Origin of the sequence: Pseudonocardia nigra, assembly GCF_019396355.1 — a bacterium.
In the GTDB taxonomy this organism is placed as follows: Bacteria; Actinomycetota; Actinomycetes; order Mycobacteriales; family Pseudonocardiaceae; genus Pseudonocardia; species Pseudonocardia nigra.
Window position 1 is genome coordinate 1 of sequence record NZ_JAHKRK010000190.1, and the last position, 16,434, is coordinate 16,434.

The following is a 16,434-nucleotide window of genomic DNA, read 5'->3' on the forward strand; positions in this document are numbered from 1 at the left end:
GCCACCGCGCGGTCGCCACCCGCTACGACAAGCGCGACTACATGTTCCGCGGAACCATCGACGTCGCCTCGATCAGGATCTGGCTCCGCGACCCCGTCCCATGATCCAAGGGACACGCTCTAGCCGCCTCGTATGGGGAGTGAGCGGCCGGCAACGGGCCGGCCCGATTCCGGAGGCACTCCCCATGGCCCAGCTCGTCGTGATCAACAATCTGACGCTCGACGGCGTGATGCAGGCGCCCGGTCGCCCCGACGAGGACGCCCGCGACGGCTTCCCGTACGGCGGCTGGGCGGTGCCGTACAGCGACGAGGTCATGGCCCGGGTCATGGGCGAGGGGATGGCGGCGCCGGACGTGTCGCTGCTCTTCGGCAGGCGGACCTATGAGGACTTCGCCGGCTTCTGGCCCGAGCAGACCGACAACCCGTTCACCCCGGTGCTGAACGCCCGCCGCAAGTACGTGGTCTCGACGACGCTCACCGAACCGCTCCCGTGGTCCAACTCGGTGCTCCTCGACGGCGATGCCGCGAAGTCAGTGGCCGAGCTCAAGGAACGGTCCGCCGACGATCTCGTCGTGCTGGGCAGCGGGCTGCTGTGCCGCACACTGATGGAGTATGACCTCGTCGACGCCTACACCCTCCTGATCCACCCCCTGGTGCTCGGGACCGGTCGCCGCCTCTTCACCGAGAGAGCGGCGTTCGCCGAACTCCGTCTCGACGAGTGCGTGCCGACGACCACCGGCGTCCTGATCGCCACCTACCGGCCGGCCGGCCGCTGCCCTCGAGGGGGACATCCGATGGCGCAGTACCTGCTGAGCATCTACCAGCCCGACGGCGACCCGCCGCCGCCCGAGGTGCTGGAGCCGATCATGCGCGACCTCGACGCGCTGAGCCAGGAGATGATGGACGCCGGCGTGTGGGTCTTCTCCGCAGCCCTGCACGCCCCCAGCGCCGCCACGGTCGTCCGGGTGCGCGACGGGGAGGCGCTCACCACCGACGGGCCGTTCGCCGAGGGCAAGGAGCACCTCGGCGGGTTCACCGTCATCACGGCACCCGACCTCGACGCGGCGCTCGCGTGGGGCCGCAGGCTCGCCGCGGTGATCACGCTGCCGATCGAGGTCCGGCCGCTGCACGGTGGCCCCGGGGACTGAGACCGTGCCGCCGCTCCCCGCCTCCGAGGTCGAGCGCGTGTTCCGCGTGGAGTACGGCCGCGCGGTGGCGGTGCTGGTCCGCGCGTTCGGTGACATCGACGCCGCGGAGGAGGCGGTCCAGGACGCCTTCACCGCAGCGCTGTGGCGGTGGCCGTCGGCCGGGCTGCCCCCGAGCCCGGCGGGCTGGATCATCACCACGGCCCGCAACCGCTCGGTCGACCGCTTCCGGCGGGAGGCCTCAAGGGAGGAGCGGCACGCCCAGGCCGTCCTGCTCCACGGCCCCGACGACGACGTGGCCGAGGAGGGCGCCGTGCACGACGATCGGCTCCGGCTGATCTTCACCTGCTGCCATCCGGCGCTCGCGACGGGCGCGCAGGTGGCGCTCACGTTGCGGCTGCTCGGCGGGCTCACCACGGGCGAGATCGCCCGCGCCTTCCTGGTGCCCGAGCCGACGATGGCGCAGCGGATTGTCCGGGCCAAGGGCAAGATCCGCGACGCGCGGATCCCCTACCGGGTGCCGGACGAGGCCGAGCTGCCCGACCGGCTGCGCGCCGTGCTGGCCGTCGTCTACCTCGTCTTCACCGAGGGCCACACGGCGAGTTCGGGCGACCGGTTGGTCCGCGAGGACCTCTGCGCCGAAGCGATCCGCCTCGGCAGGCTCCTGGTCGAGCTCATGCCCGACGAGCCGGAGGTGCTGGGCCTGCTCGCGCTCATGCTGCTCGTCGAGGCCCGGCGTCCGGCGCGCACCACCCCCGACGGCGCGCTGGTGCCGCTGGCCGACCAGGAGGACCCGCTGGGACCGCGCTCTCGTCGCCGAGGGCCAGGGCATCGTCCGGCGGTGCCTGCGGCGCAACCGGCCGGGGCCCTACCAGATCCAGGCGGCGATCAACGCCGTCCACAGCGACGCCCCGACCGCGGCCGCCACCGACTGGCGGCAGATCGTGGCGCTCTACGACCAGCTGATGGCGTGCGTGCCGACCCCGGTCGCGGCCCTCAACCGGGCCGTGGCGGTGGCCGAGGTCGAGGGTCCGGATGTGGCGCTGGCCGCCGTCGAGGGCCTCGGCGGGGACCTCGCGCGCTACCACGTGTTCCACGCCGTCCGGGCCGACCTGCTGCGCCGGTTGGACCGGTCGGCCGAGGCCGCGGAGGCGTACACCGCCGCAATCGACCGCACCGACAACGCCGCCGAGCGCGACTTCCTGGAGCGCCGGCGCCGAGCCCTGTCGCCGGGATAGGCGAATCCAGCCGGCGTCGCTGCGGCGGGACGCCCGGCCGCCGCGGACCGGCGTAGCGTGCGGCGCGGACCCGGGGGGAGGAGCGAACGGGTGGGTGACCGGATCGCGCCTGCCGTGATCGCCGTCGTGCTGGGGGTCGCGTTCGCCGGCGCCCTGCTGGTGCCGTACGTCGCCGTGGCGTACCGGCGGCGCGGCGAGCTCGGCCCCGGACGGGCGGCGCTCGCGTTCGCGGCGCTCGTCTACGGGCTCGCGCTCGTCGCCTACGTGCTGCTCCCGCTGCCCGAGGTGGACGCCGGCTTCTGCGCCCGCCATCAGGAGCTCACCGACCCGCAGCTCGACCCACTGCGCTTCCTCGCCGACATCCGGGCCGAGCAGGTCGGCACCGGGCCGCGGGCCCTGCTGGCCAACCCCGCGGTGCAGCAGGTCGTGTTCAACGTGGCGCTGTTCGTGCCGCTGGGGGCGTTCGTCCGATACCTGGGCAGGCGCTCGATCGTCGTCACGGTGGCGGTGGGCGTCGCGGTGTCCGTGCTCGTCGAGCTCACCCAGTTCACCGGCAACTGGTTCCTCTACCCCTGCCCCTACCGGATCACCGACGTCGACGACCTGCTCGCCAACGGTCTCGGCGCCCTGCTGGGTGCGCTCGCCGCGCCCGTCCTCGCGGCCGTGCCCGGGCAGCGCACGGAGGCGCCGCGGGCGGCACAGCCCCGGCCCGTGACGAGCGGGCGCCGGCTGCTCGGCGTCGTGTGCGACCTCGTCGCGGTGCAGCTCGCCGGGGGCGTGCTCGGCGTGCCGCTCAACGCCGTGCTGCTGTACGGGGCGGGGGTGCCGGTGGTCGGCGGGGCCCGCCCGGGCTGGCTCGTCCCGCTGCAGCAGGTCGTGGTGTTCTGGCTGCCCGCCGCCGCGCTGCTCGTGCTGCTGCCGCTCGTGGGCCGTGGGGGCACCGTCGGTCAGCGGAGCGTGCTGCTGCGGCCCGCCCGTGCCGACGGCAGCGTTCCCGCCGTCCCGGCGAGGCTGCTGCGGGCGCTCGCCGGGATCGGCGGAATCGTGCTGCTGCAGGGGATCGGCGGGCTGTTCTCACTGCTGGCCGGGCTGTGGGCGGTGGCGAGCGCGGTCGCGGTGTTCCGCAGCGAGGGCCACCGCGGCCTGGCCGGAGCCGTCACCGCGACCACGATGGTCGACGTCCGCGCGGGCCACCCGGCTCCGAGCGGCTGAGCGCGCCGCGGTACCACGCGGCGAACAGCGCCACCGCCAGCGCGAGCTCGGCGACGTCGCCGCCGTAGTACATCAGCTGGGCAGCGGCCTGCGTCTCCTCGTCCTGCCCTCTGGCGAAGAGCAGCTTCGCGAGGTAGCCGTGGGCGGCCCCGGCGCCGATCAGGACGGCGACGCGCACGGCGAGGCCGGGCCGGCGCGGCACCGGATCGGGTCCGGCGATCGACCACGTGAACAGCGAGCCGGCCAGCAGGAAGTGCATTAGGACGAGGTGGTGGACCACGGCGCTGTCGCGGGCGAGCGCGTGGAGCGGGGTGAGGTGCAGCAGGTAGAGCGCGCCGACGTCCAGCACGGCGGCGGTCGCCGGATGGGCGAGCACGTGCAGCGCCCGGCTGCGCAGCACCGCCCCCACCGGCCGTCGGGCCGACACGGGAAGTGCCCCGAGCAGCAGCGTCACCGGCGCGGCGAGCACGAGCGCCACCGGCGCGAACATCCCGAGCAGGAGGTGCGCGGCCATGTGGGCGCGCGGGTCGCCGTGAGCGAGCGGGGGCGAGACGGCAGCCGCCGCGAGGACCAGGCCGGCGAGGAAGCTCGCCGTCCGCCACGGCGGCCAGGACCGGCCCGCCGCCCGGCGCACCCGCACCGCGTGCCGGTAGCCGAGGGCGGGCACCGCCACGAGCACCGCAGGCAGCAGCCAGCCGCCCGCGCCCAGGTGCGCGGAGTGTGCCGCGGCGATCACGGCCGCCCGGCCTCGATACGGCCGCGCCGGGCGACAACGGCGCCGACGAGCAGCAGCACCGCGCCGGCGGCGTTCCAGGCCAGGTCGTAAGGGAGCGGGTCGACGCCGTAGCGCACCTGGTGGAGGCGCAGCAGCTTGTGGTCGACGATGCCGTCGAAGAGCTGGAACACCCCTGCGCCGAGGAAGAACCCGCCCCAGGCCGAGACCGGCGCCAGCGCCCGGCGGTGCCGCAGGTCGGCGACGGCGAAGAAGCCCGCCACGATGGCCACGATCTCGGCCGTGTGCAGCAGACCGTCGGACAGCAGCGCGATCTGCGGCGTGGACCGGTCGTAGAAGTGGTGCCAGGCGAGGATCTGGTGGAACACGATCTCGTCCACCGCCGCCGTGATCCCGGCACCGATGGCGAACGCGGCGCGCAGCGAACGCGTGCGCTGCAGCGGCGGGTCGCGCTCGGTCATCGCCCCTCCGATCGGTTCGGCCCGCCACCGCGTACCCGGACCGGCCGACCGCAACCGGTTGGGCCGGCGCGAGTCGGGGGTACCTGCAGGGCATGCTGACGCGCGCGTTGTGGCAGGGACTGCTGTCGGGGGCCGCCGGCGGTGTCGTGATGACCCTGGGGGAGAAGGCGGAGCAGCGGCTCACCGGCCGGCCGGACTCGTACGTGCCCGGGCGGGTCCTCGAGCGGCTGACGGGCGCGGCCGAGCACCCCGGCAGGCAGCCCCGCCCGGTGAACTGGGCCATGCACCTCGGGCAGGCCGCGCTGCTCGGCGTGCTCCGGAGCGTCATGGCGAACGTCGGGCTGCGCGGGCCGTGGGCGTCGGCGATGTTCGCCGTGGTGCGCCTGACGAACGACCAGATCCTCGAGAACGCCACCGGTGTCGGTGCACCACCTCAGACATGGCCCCGCCCGGAGCTCGCGGTGGACCTGCTGCACAAGACCGTCTACGCCTTGGCCACCGGCGCGGTGGCCGACAGGCTCGCGGCGCGCTCGGGGCCGGGGCCGGGGCAGCGGCACGCCGCCCTGCGTCCCGGCCGGCAGTCCGACGTCGGGCCGTTGCCGCGGACGGCGGGGTGACGCGCGGGGCTCGGCCCGGTCACCCCGCCTGGCTGCTGCTGCCGAGCCGGGGGAACGGCTTCGTCGAGAAGACGACCTCGACCGGCACCTCGAAGTACTCCGCGATCCGCAGCGCAAGGTGCAGGCTCGGGCTGTACTCGCCGCGCTCCAGGTATCCGACCGTCTGATAGTGCACGCCGAGCGCGTCGGCGAGCTGGCGCCGCGAGATGTTCCGTTCCGCCCGCAGCATGGCGATCCGGTTGTGGATCGTCTCGGTCATCGGTTGCTCTCGCGCGCGATGGTCGAGCCGGTCGCGCGCCGCGCGATCCGCCGCAACACGACGGGCGCGACCACGAACCCGATCACGGCCCAAGCCCCGAGTGCGGCGACCGTCTCCAGGTGCCGCCAGGACCCTCCGATCTCTGCCGTGGACAGCGCATCCGGCAGCAGCGCCGAGCGCATGCCCAGCGCCAACCAGTAGACGGGGAACGCCTGCCCGATCAACTGCAGCCAGACCGGCAGTGCCGTGATCGGGTAGAACACGCCGGAGACCGCCACCAGCCCGATGATCAGCAGGGTGGCGAAGCTGGCGGCCTTCATGTCCGGGAACAGCGATCCGGTGACCGCGCCGAGCGGGAGCGTCGCGACCAGGCCGAGCACGAGCACCCACACCAGTGTCAGCCAGGACGACGCGGCGGACAGCTCCAGCCCGTCGAAGAGGAACGCCGCGGGGACCAGCACGACGACGAGCATCGCGGCGGTCATCACCGCCTGGCTCACCACCTTGCCCGTGAGGTACCCGAGCATCCCGTTGGGGATCGCCTTCGCCCGCAGCAACGTGCCGTCCTCCCGTTCCACGAGCAGCGCCATGGACATGCCCAGCATCCCGGTCAGCACGACGTTCATCCCGAGCAGGCCGTGGATCGACTGGGAACCGAGTGAGAAGTCCGTGCCGGGCACGGTCCGGTCCCGCAGGACGTACAACACGACCAGAGCCAGCGCCCAGGGCCACACGAAGCCGATGACCTCGGTCGAGGTGAGGGTCTGCCGGAACTCGATCCAGCCGCGCTGCGCCCCCGCTCGCGCGGCCACAGTGCTCGGGTTCATCGGGCCACCTCCGTCAGCACGGCCCGGCGCCCACCGGACTCGAACTCGCGCACCATGGTCAGGTAGACGTCCTCCAGGCTCGCCCGGCGCACCTCGAGGTCGCCGACGGCGTCGCCGTACTGTGCGAACAGCTCGCGCACGTAGCCGGTGGCGTCCTCGCAGGCGTGCACGTAGAACTCGCCGTTCCGGCTGAACCGGACCTCGGCCCTGCCCGCGATCTGCCTCGTGAGCTCCGGGGCGGTGCCCTCGGCGACGATCCGGCCGCCCACCAGGATCAGGATCCGGTCGGCGAGCTTCTCCGCCTCGTCCAGGTCGTGGGTCGTAAGGAGGATCGTGGTGCCCTCGAGATCGGTCAGCCGGTGCACCAGGTCGTGGAACTCCTGCCTGGCCTGCGGGTCGAAGCCGACCGTCGGCTCGTCGAGGAACAACAGCTCCGGCCGCCCGACGAGGCCGACGGCCACGTCCAGCCTGCGGCGCTGCCCGCCCGAGAGCCGGCCGATCCGAGTGTCCGCCCGGTCGGTCAGGCCGACGAGGGCGACCAGCTCGTCGGGGTCGTAGGGCCGCGGGCGGTCCGGCGTGGCGTACGGGCGGTAGTAGCGGCCGAGCTGGTCGAGCAGCTCGCGCACGCGCCATTTGCTGTGGTCGCGCCAGGACTGCAGCACGACGCCGAGCCGCGCACGCCACGCCTCGTCGCCCTGGATCGGGTCCACACCGAGCACCCGGACCTGGCCCGCGGAGCGCTTCCGGAAACCCTCGAGGATCTCGATGGTGGTGGACTTGCCCGCCCCGTTGGGTCCGAGCAGGGCCAGCACCTCGCCGCGGTGCACCTCGAGGTCCACCCCGTGGAGCACGTCCGTGGAGCCGTAACGCATCCGCAGCCCGCGCGTCTCGATCACCGGTCCCAGCCGGGACGGCTCCGCGGCGCGGACGGCCGCGTTCGGTGTGCTCACCGATGTCATGATCCCCCCTCACTCCGAACTATAGGACGGAAGATAGCACACCTACTACATTTGACCGCGGAGCTGCTGTCCGGTCTGTGGTCAGCTGGCCGGAGCGTTGAGGGCCGGGATGACGTGTTCCTCCTCGTAGGCGAGGTGCCGTTCGAGCTCGTCGGCGAGCCGGTCGAACTCGGGGAGCACATGCAAGGGGTCGGCGGGCCCGGCGGAGACGAGCGACTGGATGTCGTCGAGCAGAGCGGCGATCGCCCGGTGCTCGCGGTCCAGGCGGTGGAGAACCGGGGCGAGCTCCGGGCGGCTCCCGGCAAGGAACGGGAACATCGCGTCGTCCTCCCGGGCGTGGTGGTGGTGCAGCCCGCCGCACAGGGTCAGGCAGTTCACACGGAGCTGAGCGCCCAGTTCGGGTCCTGACTCGGCGATCTCCTTCCGGACCAGGGCGAGCTCTCGCCGGAACGCGTCGTGAAGAAGCCGGAGGGCGGCGCCGGGTGACGTCGCGCCGGGGATGTTCGGCGGTCCGGGGATGGGCTCGAGGGCGACCACGGGCAGGGTGCGGGCCGTCCGGTGCTGGTGATCGGCCCACCCCGGGTCGGCCTCGGCGGCGCGGGCGAAGGCGCGGTCGCGGTCGGCCTTGTCGAGGACGACGGCGTGGGCCTCGTAGGCGAAGACGCCGTCCTCGACGGTCACCCGCGGGTTCGCGACGAGGTTGTGGAACCAGTCGGGATGACGCGAGGCGCCCGCGGCGGAGGCGATCACGAGCGTGCGCTCGCCCCCGTCGCGCAGGTAGGCGAGCGGGACGGTGTGCGGGGCGCCGGACCGCGCGCCGGTGGTCGTGAGCAGGAGTAGCCGGTCGTTCTCGGCGGGCCCGCCGACGCGCCCGCCGTTGGCGCGGAAGTCCTCGACGAGCGTTTCGTGGAAGTCGCTGGGCATAGGTGTCCTTTCTCCGGAGGTCGTCCGCGGGGTCGTCCGGGCATGCCGAAGGACCGTCCGGCGGACGGGGCGGTGCAGGGGAGGGCAAGGGTGTGCCCGGAAGCGGACCTCGTCGGTCGTCGGCCCGGCCGGGCACGGGGACGCGCACGATGCGCAAGAAGGAGGGGAGGCGGGGCGTGTGCCCGCCCGCGGCTCACGCCAGGGCCGGGTGCCTCACTCGCTCGTGGCCCATGGCCGACCCGGCAGTCACGCGGCGGACCCTAGCGGCAGCCGTACGCCCGGCGCCACCGATTTCGGGCGTGGCCGACGCCGGCCCCGGAGCCGGCCACGCCCCGCGCGCTAGTTGACCTGACGCTCCTGGTCGGCCCAGTAGGGCTCGCGGAGCTTGTACTTCTGGATCTTCCCGGTGGCGGTGCGCGGCAGCTCGTCGAGGAACTCGACGCGCTTGGGGCACTTGTAGCCCGCGAGGTGCTCGCGGCAGTGGGCGATGATCTCCTCCGCGGTCGGTGTCCCCTCGGTCACGACGAGCGCGGTGACGAGCTCGCCCCACTTCTCGTCCGGGATCCCGATGACGGCGGCCTCGCGGACGGCGGGGTGGGAGTTGAGCGCGTCCTCGACCTCGATCGACGAGACGTTCTCGCCACCGGTGATGATCACGTCCTTCTTCCGGTCGGCGATGGTGAGGTAGCCGTCGCTCATCGAGCCGCCGTCACCGGTGTGGAACCAGTTCCCCTCCTGGACCCGCGCGGTCTCGTCCGGGTTGTCCCAGTAGCCGTCGAGGTTGGTGTTGGACCGCGTGAGGACCTCGCCGTCGGTGTCGATGTCGATCCGTACGCCGAGCGCCGGTGCGCCGGCCCGGCCGAGGAGGCGGGCCTGCTGGTGGGCGTCGAGGTCCTCCCACTCGGAGCGCATCCGGTTCACGGTGATCAGCGGCGCGGTCTCGGTGAGGCCGTAGATCTGGATGAACTCCCAGCCCAGGTCGGCCCGGACGCGCTCGATTGTGCGGGTGGGTGGTGGGGCGCCCGCGACGACGATGCGCACGCGGTCGCGGCCGGGTATCTCGCCGTCCCAGGTGCTCGCGGCGTCGAGCGCCGCGGTGACGACGGCGGGGGCGGCGCACAGGATCGTGACGCCGTGCTTGTCGATGCGGCGCAGGATCTCCGACCCGTCGACCTTGCGCAGCACGACGTGCTTCCCCCCGAGACCGGTGAGCGCGTACGGCATCCCCCACCCGTTGCAGTGGAACATCGGCAGGGTGTGCAGCAGGACGTCGTTGTCGTTGAGGGTGACGTGCAGCCCGAAGGTGGCGGCGTTGATCCAGATGTTGCGGTGGGTGAGCTGCACGCCCTTGGGCCGCGCCGTGGTGCCCGAGGTGAAGTTGAGCGTGGCGGTGGCCGACTCGTCGCCGGGCCACGCCCGCGGTTCGGCCGGCTCGCCCGTCAGGCCGAACATCTCCTCGTCGTCCTCGCCGAGCACGAGCACGTGCTTCGCGGTGACCGAGTCGAGCAGCGGCCGCAGTTCGGGGTCGACGAGCAGCACCTCGGCGCCGGAGTGCTCGACGATGTAGCGGACCTCGGCGGGGGCGAGCCGGAAGTTCACCGGCACGAGGATCCGGCCCCACGCGGAGACGCCGAAGAACGACACGAGCAGCCGGGCCGCGTTGTGCGAGACGATCGCGACCGGGCCGCCGACGGGGATGTCGTGCGCGTCGAGCCAGGCGGCCTGCGCCCGGGCCCGGCGCGCCATCTCGCGGTAGGTCATCGTCCCCCAGGACGGGGCGGGCTGGTCCGGCTCGTCCACGATCGCCACGCGGTCGGGGTAGACCAGCTCGGCGCGGTCGAGGAAGTCGCGGACTCCGAGGTCGAAGAACACAGTGCCGTCCTTTCGGGGCATGGATCGGGCTCGGGGCGGCCTGGGGCGATTGTGGCGCACGCGTGCGCGTTCGCCACCGTTTCCGGCTCGCCTTCCGGCGAGTATTTGCAGAATCGGCAACGTGGCTTGCTGTACTACGCGCGATCTCCGCATGATCGCTCCGGAGGTGGTCGTGATGGACGCGAACACGTTCGACGTGGTGGTCGTCGGTGCGGGCGCGGCCGGGCTGAACGCGGCGCTCGTGCTGGCCCGGGCCCGGCGGCGGGTGGCCGTGATCGACGGTGGGGCCCGGCGCAACGGCGCGGCGTCGCACATGCACGGTGTCCTGTCGCGGGACGGGATGCCGCCGTCGCAGCTGTGGGAGTCGGGACCGGCCGAGATCCTCGGCTACGGCGTCGAGCTGATCACGGACCGGGTCACGCGGATCGACCACGGCTTCGTGGTGCACCTGGCGGACGGGCGTGCGCTCCGCACCCGGCGCGTGCTGGTGGCGACCGGGCTGCGCGACGAGCTGCCCGACATCCCCGGCGTGCGGGAACGCTGGGGGAGCGACGTGCTGCACTGCCCGTACTGCCACGGCTACGAGGTCCGGGACCAGCCGATCGGCGTGATCGCCGCCCTCGCCCCGAAGCTGGCCCTGCACCTGGCGCTGATGCTGCCGCAGTGGTCGTCGGACCTGGTCTTCTTCCCCCACACCACAGCGCTCACCCCGGGCGAGCGCGAACAGCTGACCGCACGCGGCGTGCACGTCGCGGACGGGCGGGTTGCGCGCCTGGTCGTGCACGGGGACGCGCTGCGCGGGGTGGAGCTGGAGAACGGGCAGGTGGTGGCGCGGTCGGCGGTGTTCGTCGGCCCGCTCTTCGTCCCCCGGGACGAGCTGTTGATCGGGTTGGGCTGCGAGATCGACGACGACGGCTGGGTGCGCACCGACCCGACGGGCCGGACGAGCGCGGCACACACCGCCGGCGGTGCGTGCCGTCCGCACGCGCTGTGTGCCGTCCGTTGCGAAAACCCCTACCGGCGCGGCTCGGCCACGCGGGGGCTGAGCGCCGCCGCCGGGACGATCACGTCGCGCTGCTCGGCGACGACGGCGCCGTAGGCGTCGCACACCGCGAAGCTGACCTTGCCGAACCACCGGCCGTCCACGCCGCGCAACCACCACCGCAGCACCCCGGGGATCCGGCCGGACGGCTTCAGGAGCCCGCCGGGCGGGCGGTCGTCGGGATATGCGGCGGGGTCGTCCGGCTCGCCGTAGAACGCGGACAGGTCGACCCAGACGGGCCGGTCCAGCGGTGGCGGCGGGGCGTCGCTGGTCGACGACCACGGTCGGTACACGGCTTCCCCTTCCGCACTGTTGCGACCGGGGGAAGCGGCCACGTGTTCGCGGGGATCGTACGTCCGGTGCGGGGGAGTGGCGCCGCGGGCCCGGCTGCGCTCCCGTCCGGACCGATGAGTCCTCCGGCTCGCGGCAGTCATACCCGCGACACCCGCTGGGAGCTGGGATCGGAGCAGGCAGATGGACGCGACCGCACAGGGCACGGTGACCGGGGCCGGCCGCGCCCGGACGTTCCGGCACACACTGGCCAACACGCTCGTGACGTCCGTCGTGAACTTCACGGTGTGGTTCGCCATCACCTTCTTCGTCTACCTCGAGACGCGGTCGGTGTTCGCCACCGGCCTCATCGCCGGCATCTTCCTCGCGCTGACCGCGCTGTCCGGCGTGTGGTTCGGCAGCCTCGTCGACCACCACCGCAAGCACACCGTGATGGTGGCGTCGAGCGCGGTGTCGCTGGTGCTGTACGCCGCGAGCCTCGCCGTCTACCTCGCCGCGGGCCAGGAGACCTTCCGCGACCCCGGCTCGCCGGTCCTGTGGGCCTTCGTGCTCCTGCTGATGACCGGTGTGATCACCGGAAACGTCCGGGGGATCGCGATGTCCACCGTGGTGACGCTGCTGATCCCCGCGGAGCGCCGGGACCGGGCCAACGGCCTCGTCGGTACCGCGTCCGGCGTCTCCTTCCTCGTCACCTCGGTCATCAGCGGCCTGCTCGTCGGGATGGCCGGGATGCTGTACGTGCTCGTCCTCGCGATCGTCGCGACGGCGGCGGCGATCGTGCACCTCGCGCACCTGCGCATCCCGGAACCGCGGCCCGAGCGGGGCGAGGACACGTCCCACGCGGTCGACCTGCGCGGCACCGTCGCGCTGGTCGTCGCGACGCCCGGGCTGCCGGCGCTGATCGCGTTCTCGACGATCAACAACTTCCTCGGCGGCGTCTTCATGGCGCTGATGGACCCCTACGGCCTGTCGCTGGTCTCCGTCGAGACGTGGGGCCTGCTCTGGGGCTTCCTCAGCACCGGGTTCATCGTCGGCGGACTGGTCATCAGCAGGCGCGGGCTGGGGCGCAACCCGCTGCGCTCCCTGCTCCTGGCCAACCTCGTGATCTGGGTGATCTCCAGCGTCTTCACGCTGCGCTCCTCGATCGTCCTGCTCACCGTCGGCATGTTCGTCTACCTGTGCGTGATGCCCTACATCGAGGCGTCGGAGCAGACCGTCCTGCAGAAGGTCGTGCCGTTCGAACGGCAGGGCCGGGTGTTCGGGTTCGCCCAGAGCGTGGAGCAGGCCGCGTCCCCGCTGACCGCGTTCCTGATCAGCCCGCTCGCCCAGTTCGTCGTCATCCCGTTCATGACCACTGGCGCGGGCACCGACCTGATCGGTCCGTGGTTCGGCACCGGCCCCGAGCGGGGGCTCGCACTGGTGTTCACCGTGACCGGGCTGATCGGGCTCGCGCTCACGCTCCTCGCGTTCGGCACACGGCACTACCGGCGGCTGTCGGAGCGCTACCTGCAGGGCGCGGACGACGAGCCGGCTGCGGAGCGGGAGTTGGCGGCGGCCTGACGGTCCGCCTGAGATCGGCTCGCACGAACGGCACCTTCGTTCAGACCTATCGGACGAAAGTGCCGTTCGTGCATGAATGTGCGCTACGGCTCGACGCTGCGGGCACGCGCGCGACGGTCGTCGGGGATCGCGCGGGCGCTGGCTGCCGCTCTTGGACGTGCTCGCGGCCTTGGTCGAACCGACCACAGCTGGTCAGCTACTGGCGCTGGCGGATCGATCCTTGAGGCGGCTGCCCTGCTTGCTCGATGGCCCGGTACATCTCGAGGTTCGCTGCCTCACGTGAGTCCGCGAATCCGTACAGCTCGATGGCGGTCGACTCGTGCCAGGCGTTCCACCACCATTGCTTCCGCCGCTCGACGAACACCACGCGGGTATCCCAGCGAAGGGACGATGACCACAGGGCGTTCATCGCACCGGTCCCCTGGTGCCAGTCATGATCGTTTCCCTTGTTCTCGACCTTGGGCGGTCGCACCCGGCCGGGACGGGACACCGACCGGGGAGCGACCCGTTCCCGTAGCCTCTCGGGCACGGACCGTTGCCGGAACCGGTTCGCCGTCTACCGCCGTCTACAAGGTTGTGACCGTGTCCGAGGTGGGCCAGAGGTTGCGAGCAGCTCGCGAGGATGCCGGGGTCAGCCTGACCTCGCTGGCGCGGCGTACACACTACTCCAAGGCTCTTCTCGGGCATCTGGAGACCGGTAATCGAACCGTTACCCCGGAACACGTCACCGCTTACGCCCGGGCACTCGGCGTGTCCGTGAATCGTCTCTACGGGCCGTCGGCGGACCCGATGAGGGTTGCGCACGAGTGGCTCGTGTCGGATTCCCCGGCAACTGTTCATCGGGCCGCCGGACGACGAATCGGCCCGAGCCTCGCGACCGAGCTCGAACAACGCGTGATCGAACTACGGCACCTCGACGATCTGGTCAGCGGGGCCGAGCTCCTCCCGGTGGTCAGCAAGGAACTCTCCGGGGCCGAGCGCGTGGTCAATGAGACGAGCTACGCCGAGGGCACCGGCCGCCGCTTGCTCGGGGTGGTGGGCGAGCTGGCTCAGCTCGTGGGGTGGGTCGCCAGTGACGCAGGTCGGTATGTCGAGGCTCAGCGGGGCTACCTGGCCGGGGTGTCGGCCGCGCAGGCTGCCGGGGACGACGTACTGGCGGGACAACTCCTGTCATCGCTCAGCTATCAGATCGCGAACGTCGGCAACCCTGCCGATGCGGCGCTCCTGGCGCGGTCGGCTGTCAAGGGAGCCGGGGTTACCACGCCGGTCGTACGGGCGTTGCTGCTCGAACGACTGGCCTGGGCGAGTGCTCGCGCTCGGGACCGGGAGTCGGCCCGGCGCGCACTCGACGCGGTGGACGAGTCGTACGAGTGCCGGTCACCGGGGATCGAGGAACCGGAGTGGGTCTACTGGCTGGACCGGCGCGAGATCGACGTGATGGCGGGTCGCTGCCTCATCGAGCTGGGCGACCCCGTCGCGGCAGAGCCGCTGCTGTCGAGCGCCATCGACGCGTACACCCCGGAGCACGCTCGGGAGGTCGCGCTCTACCGAACTTGGCTCGCCGAGTCCTATGCACGGGCTGGTGTGTTCGATGCTGCCCGGCACGTCCTGGGCAGAGCTCAGACGGCCGCTGCGAAGCTGACATCCGCAAGACTCGATCGGCGGGTGAACGAGGTTGCCCGGATGCTGCCGGGCACTCTGTGACTCGGAGCGCTGGCTGAAGACAGGAGCCGAGCGACTCCGAGTACGGGCACGCCCTCCGCTCTATGAACTCACCGCTGCGCGTCGCGTATGGCCACATACTCACGGCGCCTCCCTTGAGCCGTGGCCCCCCGTACGCGAAGATCCCTTCACCGTCTTTCGAGCGAACAGTGGGGGCGTGATGCCCTCCGGAGAGGACCTGAAGGCCGCCATCTCCGAGCTTGAGAGGGAGAACGCGAGGCTTCGGCTGGAGAACGCGCAGCAACGGACGCAATCTCGGCCCTCAAGCGCGACCTCGATGTTCGGGCACGAATGATCTGTCGACGGCGCCTGAAAACTGGATCTGGCCCACATTTCGTGATCGTCTCGACCCCCGGCGGCGCTTGGGGGTCAGCGTGCGAGTAGGACTCGTTTGCGGAGCAGGTTGAAGCCGGCCCTGCCGTACATCTGTCGCTTGATCATCTTGATCCGGTTCACTGAACCTTCCACGGCGCCGGAGCTGTGCGGCAGGGTCAGGCCGTTGACCACGGCGGCGTGATCGCGGCGTAGCCCGTTGGTGAACCGATGCAGGTCGGGGAGGTCATCGGCCTCGACCTGGACGATCCAGGTGCCGAGACGTTCGCCGTGTCGGCCGGTCATCATCTCGGCGAACCGGCTGACGTGCTCGGCGACGGCGTCCAGGTGCGGGCAGCGCGCTCGTGCCTCCTTGAGGGTGAGCTGCTCGTCGGTGTCCAGGCTGTCGGGGTGGCGCAGGATCGCGCTGGTCACCGCCCGCACCGTCGGGGGTGCGGGCACCGCGGCCGGGGCCGCGGCGAGTGCCCGGAACGGGCGCAAGTAGCCCAGCACGGTGCCCAGGCTGCCGCGGAAGCCCTGCTCGCGGATCTCGGCGAATAGCTGGCTGCCGTTGGTGTGCCCGGCGCCCCACCGCTCGTGCAGGTAGGGCTTGAACTCGTCCAGCACGCTGGCCCGCCCGTCGCGGGCGGTGGCCAGCAGGTCTTCCACGCTGGTGGCGCGGGCGAAGCGGCGCACCGTCTCCTTGGCCAGCCCGAGCTCGCGCATGATGGTCTTGATCCCCTTGCCCTGCGCGCGTAGGGCCTGGACCGCCGCGTAGCGGTCCCGAGTCCGGCGCGCCAGCACGGACTCCTCCCGCCGCGAGTCGGCCAGCTGCTGGGCAAGCTGCTGCGGATCCGGCTGGTCGCCGGGCTGGTCGGAGGGGCTCGTCTCGGTCGGGTGGGCCCAGCAGCTGCGGTGCCGCGCGGCGGTGCGCTCCACCTGTTCGGCGAGGTTGTGCCACAGATGCCAGCGGTCGGCGACCTGCACCGCATCCGGGGCGCCGCTGCGGGCGCCCTCGGCGTAGGCGCCGGCCCGGTCGCGACACACGACCTCGACGCCGGGATGCTCGCGTAGCCAGTCGGCGAAGGTGGCGGCCTCCCGGTCGGGCAGCAGATCTATCGGCCGGTGGGTGTCCATGTCGATCATATGAAATAACCCCGGAGTTCCCTCATGTCGCGTCGGCCTGACCACCTCCTGGAGCAGGGCGATTCCCCTCGTTCGAGTGGCCGTGGATCGTCTGACCGAACTTCAGCCTCCATGA

Annotated in this window: 15 protein-coding genes and 3 pseudogenes; 8 read left to right on the forward strand and 10 right to left on the reverse strand. The window is 72.1% G+C overall.

Annotated elements, in window-relative coordinates; translation table 11 throughout:
- Window positions 1-184: 184 nt before the first annotated feature.
- The 4 genes and pseudogenes from KME75_RS31920 to KME75_RS31935 all read left to right on the forward strand — a co-directional run.
- Window positions 185-733 (forward strand): annotated as a pseudogene (locus KME75_RS31920) (dihydrofolate reductase family protein); the annotation flags it as partial.
- Window positions 734-793: 60 nt separating this feature from the next.
- The gene (locus KME75_RS31925; RefSeq protein ID WP_219418673.1) at window positions 794-1,147 is read left to right on the forward strand and encodes a YciI family protein; all 354 of its coding nucleotides are present in this window, start codon (window positions 794-796) and stop codon (window positions 1,145-1,147) included.
- Window positions 1,148-1,151: 4 nt separating this feature from the next.
- A pseudogene (locus KME75_RS31930) lies at window positions 1,152-2,382 on the forward strand (RNA polymerase sigma factor).
- 90 nt (window positions 2,383-2,472) lie between these two features.
- The gene (locus KME75_RS31935) at window positions 2,473-3,594 is read left to right on the forward strand and encodes a VanZ family protein (RefSeq protein ID WP_219418659.1); all 1,122 of its coding nucleotides are present in this window, start codon (window positions 2,473-2,475) and stop codon (window positions 3,592-3,594) included.
- Here KME75_RS31935 and KME75_RS31940 read toward each other — a convergent pair.
- On the reverse strand, window positions 3,539-4,330 hold the full coding sequence (locus tag KME75_RS31940) for a cytochrome c oxidase assembly protein (RefSeq protein ID WP_219418660.1): 792 nt from the start codon (window positions 4,328-4,330) through the stop codon (window positions 3,539-3,541). The two genes, KME75_RS31935 and KME75_RS31940, sit on opposite strands and share 56 nt — an antisense overlap.
- The gene (locus KME75_RS31945) at window positions 4,327-4,788 is read right to left on the reverse strand and encodes a DUF2243 domain-containing protein (protein ID WP_219418661.1); all 462 of its coding nucleotides are present in this window, start codon (window positions 4,786-4,788) and stop codon (window positions 4,327-4,329) included. Before KME75_RS31945 ends, KME75_RS31940 begins: the two co-directional genes overlap by 4 nt.
- A 92-nt stretch (window positions 4,789-4,880) precedes the next feature.
- Here KME75_RS31945 and KME75_RS31950 point away from each other — a divergent pair, with 92 nt between their 5' ends.
- Complete coding sequence (locus KME75_RS31950; RefSeq protein WP_219418662.1) at window positions 4,881-5,405, forward strand: hypothetical protein; 525 nt, start codon at window positions 4,881-4,883, stop codon at window positions 5,403-5,405.
- Between the two features lie 19 nt (window positions 5,406-5,424).
- On the opposite strand, the gene KME75_RS31955 is transcribed toward KME75_RS31950, so the two are convergent.
- The 5 genes from KME75_RS31955 to KME75_RS31975 all read right to left on the reverse strand — a co-directional run bounded on the left by KME75_RS31955 (window position 5,425) and on the right by KME75_RS31975 (window position 10,246).
- A complete protein-coding gene (locus KME75_RS31955; RefSeq protein WP_219418663.1) occupies window positions 5,425-5,664 on the reverse strand; it encodes a helix-turn-helix transcriptional regulator in 240 nt (79 codons plus the stop codon).
- A complete protein-coding gene (locus KME75_RS31960) occupies window positions 5,661-6,491 on the reverse strand; it encodes an ABC transporter permease (RefSeq protein ID WP_219418664.1) in 831 nt (276 codons plus the stop codon). The genes KME75_RS31955 and KME75_RS31960 overlap by 4 nt, the downstream gene beginning before the upstream one ends.
- The gene (locus KME75_RS31965) at window positions 6,488-7,363 is read right to left on the reverse strand and encodes an ABC transporter ATP-binding protein (protein ID WP_219418674.1); all 876 of its coding nucleotides are present in this window, start codon (window positions 7,361-7,363) and stop codon (window positions 6,488-6,490) included. The genes KME75_RS31960 and KME75_RS31965 overlap by 4 nt, the downstream gene beginning before the upstream one ends.
- A gap of 168 nt (window positions 7,364-7,531) precedes the next feature.
- On the reverse strand, window positions 7,532-8,374 hold the full coding sequence (locus KME75_RS31970) for a nitroreductase/quinone reductase family protein (protein WP_219418665.1): 843 nt from the start codon (window positions 8,372-8,374) through the stop codon (window positions 7,532-7,534).
- Between the two features lie 339 nt (window positions 8,375-8,713).
- Complete coding sequence (locus KME75_RS31975) at window positions 8,714-10,246, reverse strand: AMP-binding protein (protein ID WP_219418666.1); 1,533 nt, start codon at window positions 10,244-10,246, stop codon at window positions 8,714-8,716.
- 151 nt (window positions 10,247-10,397) lie between these two features.
- Between KME75_RS31975 and KME75_RS31980 the strand changes: the two genes are divergently transcribed.
- Window positions 10,398-11,345 (forward strand): NAD(P)/FAD-dependent oxidoreductase, encoded by a 948-nt coding sequence (locus tag KME75_RS31980; protein ID WP_219418667.1) that lies wholly within the window; start codon window positions 10,398-10,400, stop codon window positions 11,343-11,345.
- Here KME75_RS31980 and KME75_RS31985 read toward each other — a convergent pair.
- Window positions 11,261-11,581 (reverse strand): hypothetical protein, encoded by a 321-nt coding sequence (locus tag KME75_RS31985; protein WP_219418668.1) that lies wholly within the window; start codon window positions 11,579-11,581, stop codon window positions 11,261-11,263. The two genes, KME75_RS31980 and KME75_RS31985, sit on opposite strands and share 85 nt — an antisense overlap.
- Before the next feature lie 181 nt (window positions 11,582-11,762).
- Here KME75_RS31985 and KME75_RS31990 point away from each other — a divergent pair, with 181 nt between their 5' ends.
- Window positions 11,763-13,139, forward strand: a complete 1,377-nt coding sequence (locus KME75_RS31990) for an MFS transporter (protein ID WP_219418669.1) — start codon at window positions 11,763-11,765, stop codon at window positions 13,137-13,139.
- A 196-nt stretch (window positions 13,140-13,335) separates the two neighbouring features.
- Here KME75_RS31990 and KME75_RS31995 read toward each other — a convergent pair whose 3' ends face one another.
- Entirely contained in the window at window positions 13,336-13,506 is a 171-nt protein-coding gene (locus KME75_RS31995; protein WP_219418670.1) for a hypothetical protein, read from the reverse strand.
- Window positions 13,507-13,721: 215 nt separating this feature from the next.
- Here KME75_RS31995 and KME75_RS32000 point away from each other — a divergent pair, with 215 nt between their 5' ends.
- Complete coding sequence (locus KME75_RS32000; protein WP_308283276.1) at window positions 13,722-14,843, forward strand: NsdA family TPR-like regulatory protein; 1,122 nt, start codon at window positions 13,722-13,724, stop codon at window positions 14,841-14,843.
- Window positions 14,844-15,230: 387 nt separating this feature from the next.
- Here the strand turns inward: KME75_RS32000 and KME75_RS32005 are convergent.
- Window positions 15,231-16,298: pseudogene (locus KME75_RS32005) on the reverse strand (ISL3 family transposase); the annotation flags it as partial.
- Window positions 16,299-16,434 lie beyond the last annotated feature (136 nt).

What these genes read in the sequence shown, in the direction of transcription:
- KME75_RS31965 (WP_219418674.1), bottom strand. Translation starts at nt 7,363, where the DNA reads ATGCGTTACGGCTCCACGGACGTGCTCCACGGGGTGGACCTCGAGGTG.
- KME75_RS31970 (WP_219418665.1), bottom strand. Translation starts at nt 8,374, where the DNA reads ATGCCCAGCGACTTCCACGAAACGCTCGTCGAGGACTTCCGCGCCAAC.
- KME75_RS31990 (WP_219418669.1), top strand. Translation starts at nt 11,763, where the DNA reads ATGGACGCGACCGCACAGGGCACGGTGACCGGGGCCGGCCGCGCCCGG.
- KME75_RS31945 (WP_219418661.1), bottom strand. Translation starts at nt 4,788, where the DNA reads ATGACCGAGCGCGACCCGCCGCTGCAGCGCACGCGTTCGCTGCGCGCC.
- KME75_RS31960 (WP_219418664.1), bottom strand. Translation starts at nt 6,491, where the DNA reads ATGAACCCGAGCACTGTGGCCGCGCGAGCGGGGGCGCAGCGCGGCTGG.
- KME75_RS31980 (WP_219418667.1), top strand. Translation starts at nt 10,398, where the DNA reads ATGATCGCTCCGGAGGTGGTCGTGATGGACGCGAACACGTTCGACGTG.
- KME75_RS31925 (WP_219418673.1), top strand. Translation starts at nt 794, where the DNA reads ATGGCGCAGTACCTGCTGAGCATCTACCAGCCCGACGGCGACCCGCCG.
- KME75_RS31955 (WP_219418663.1), bottom strand. Translation starts at nt 5,664, where the DNA reads ATGACCGAGACGATCCACAACCGGATCGCCATGCTGCGGGCGGAACGG.
- KME75_RS31950 (WP_219418662.1), top strand. Translation starts at nt 4,881, where the DNA reads ATGCTGACGCGCGCGTTGTGGCAGGGACTGCTGTCGGGGGCCGCCGGC.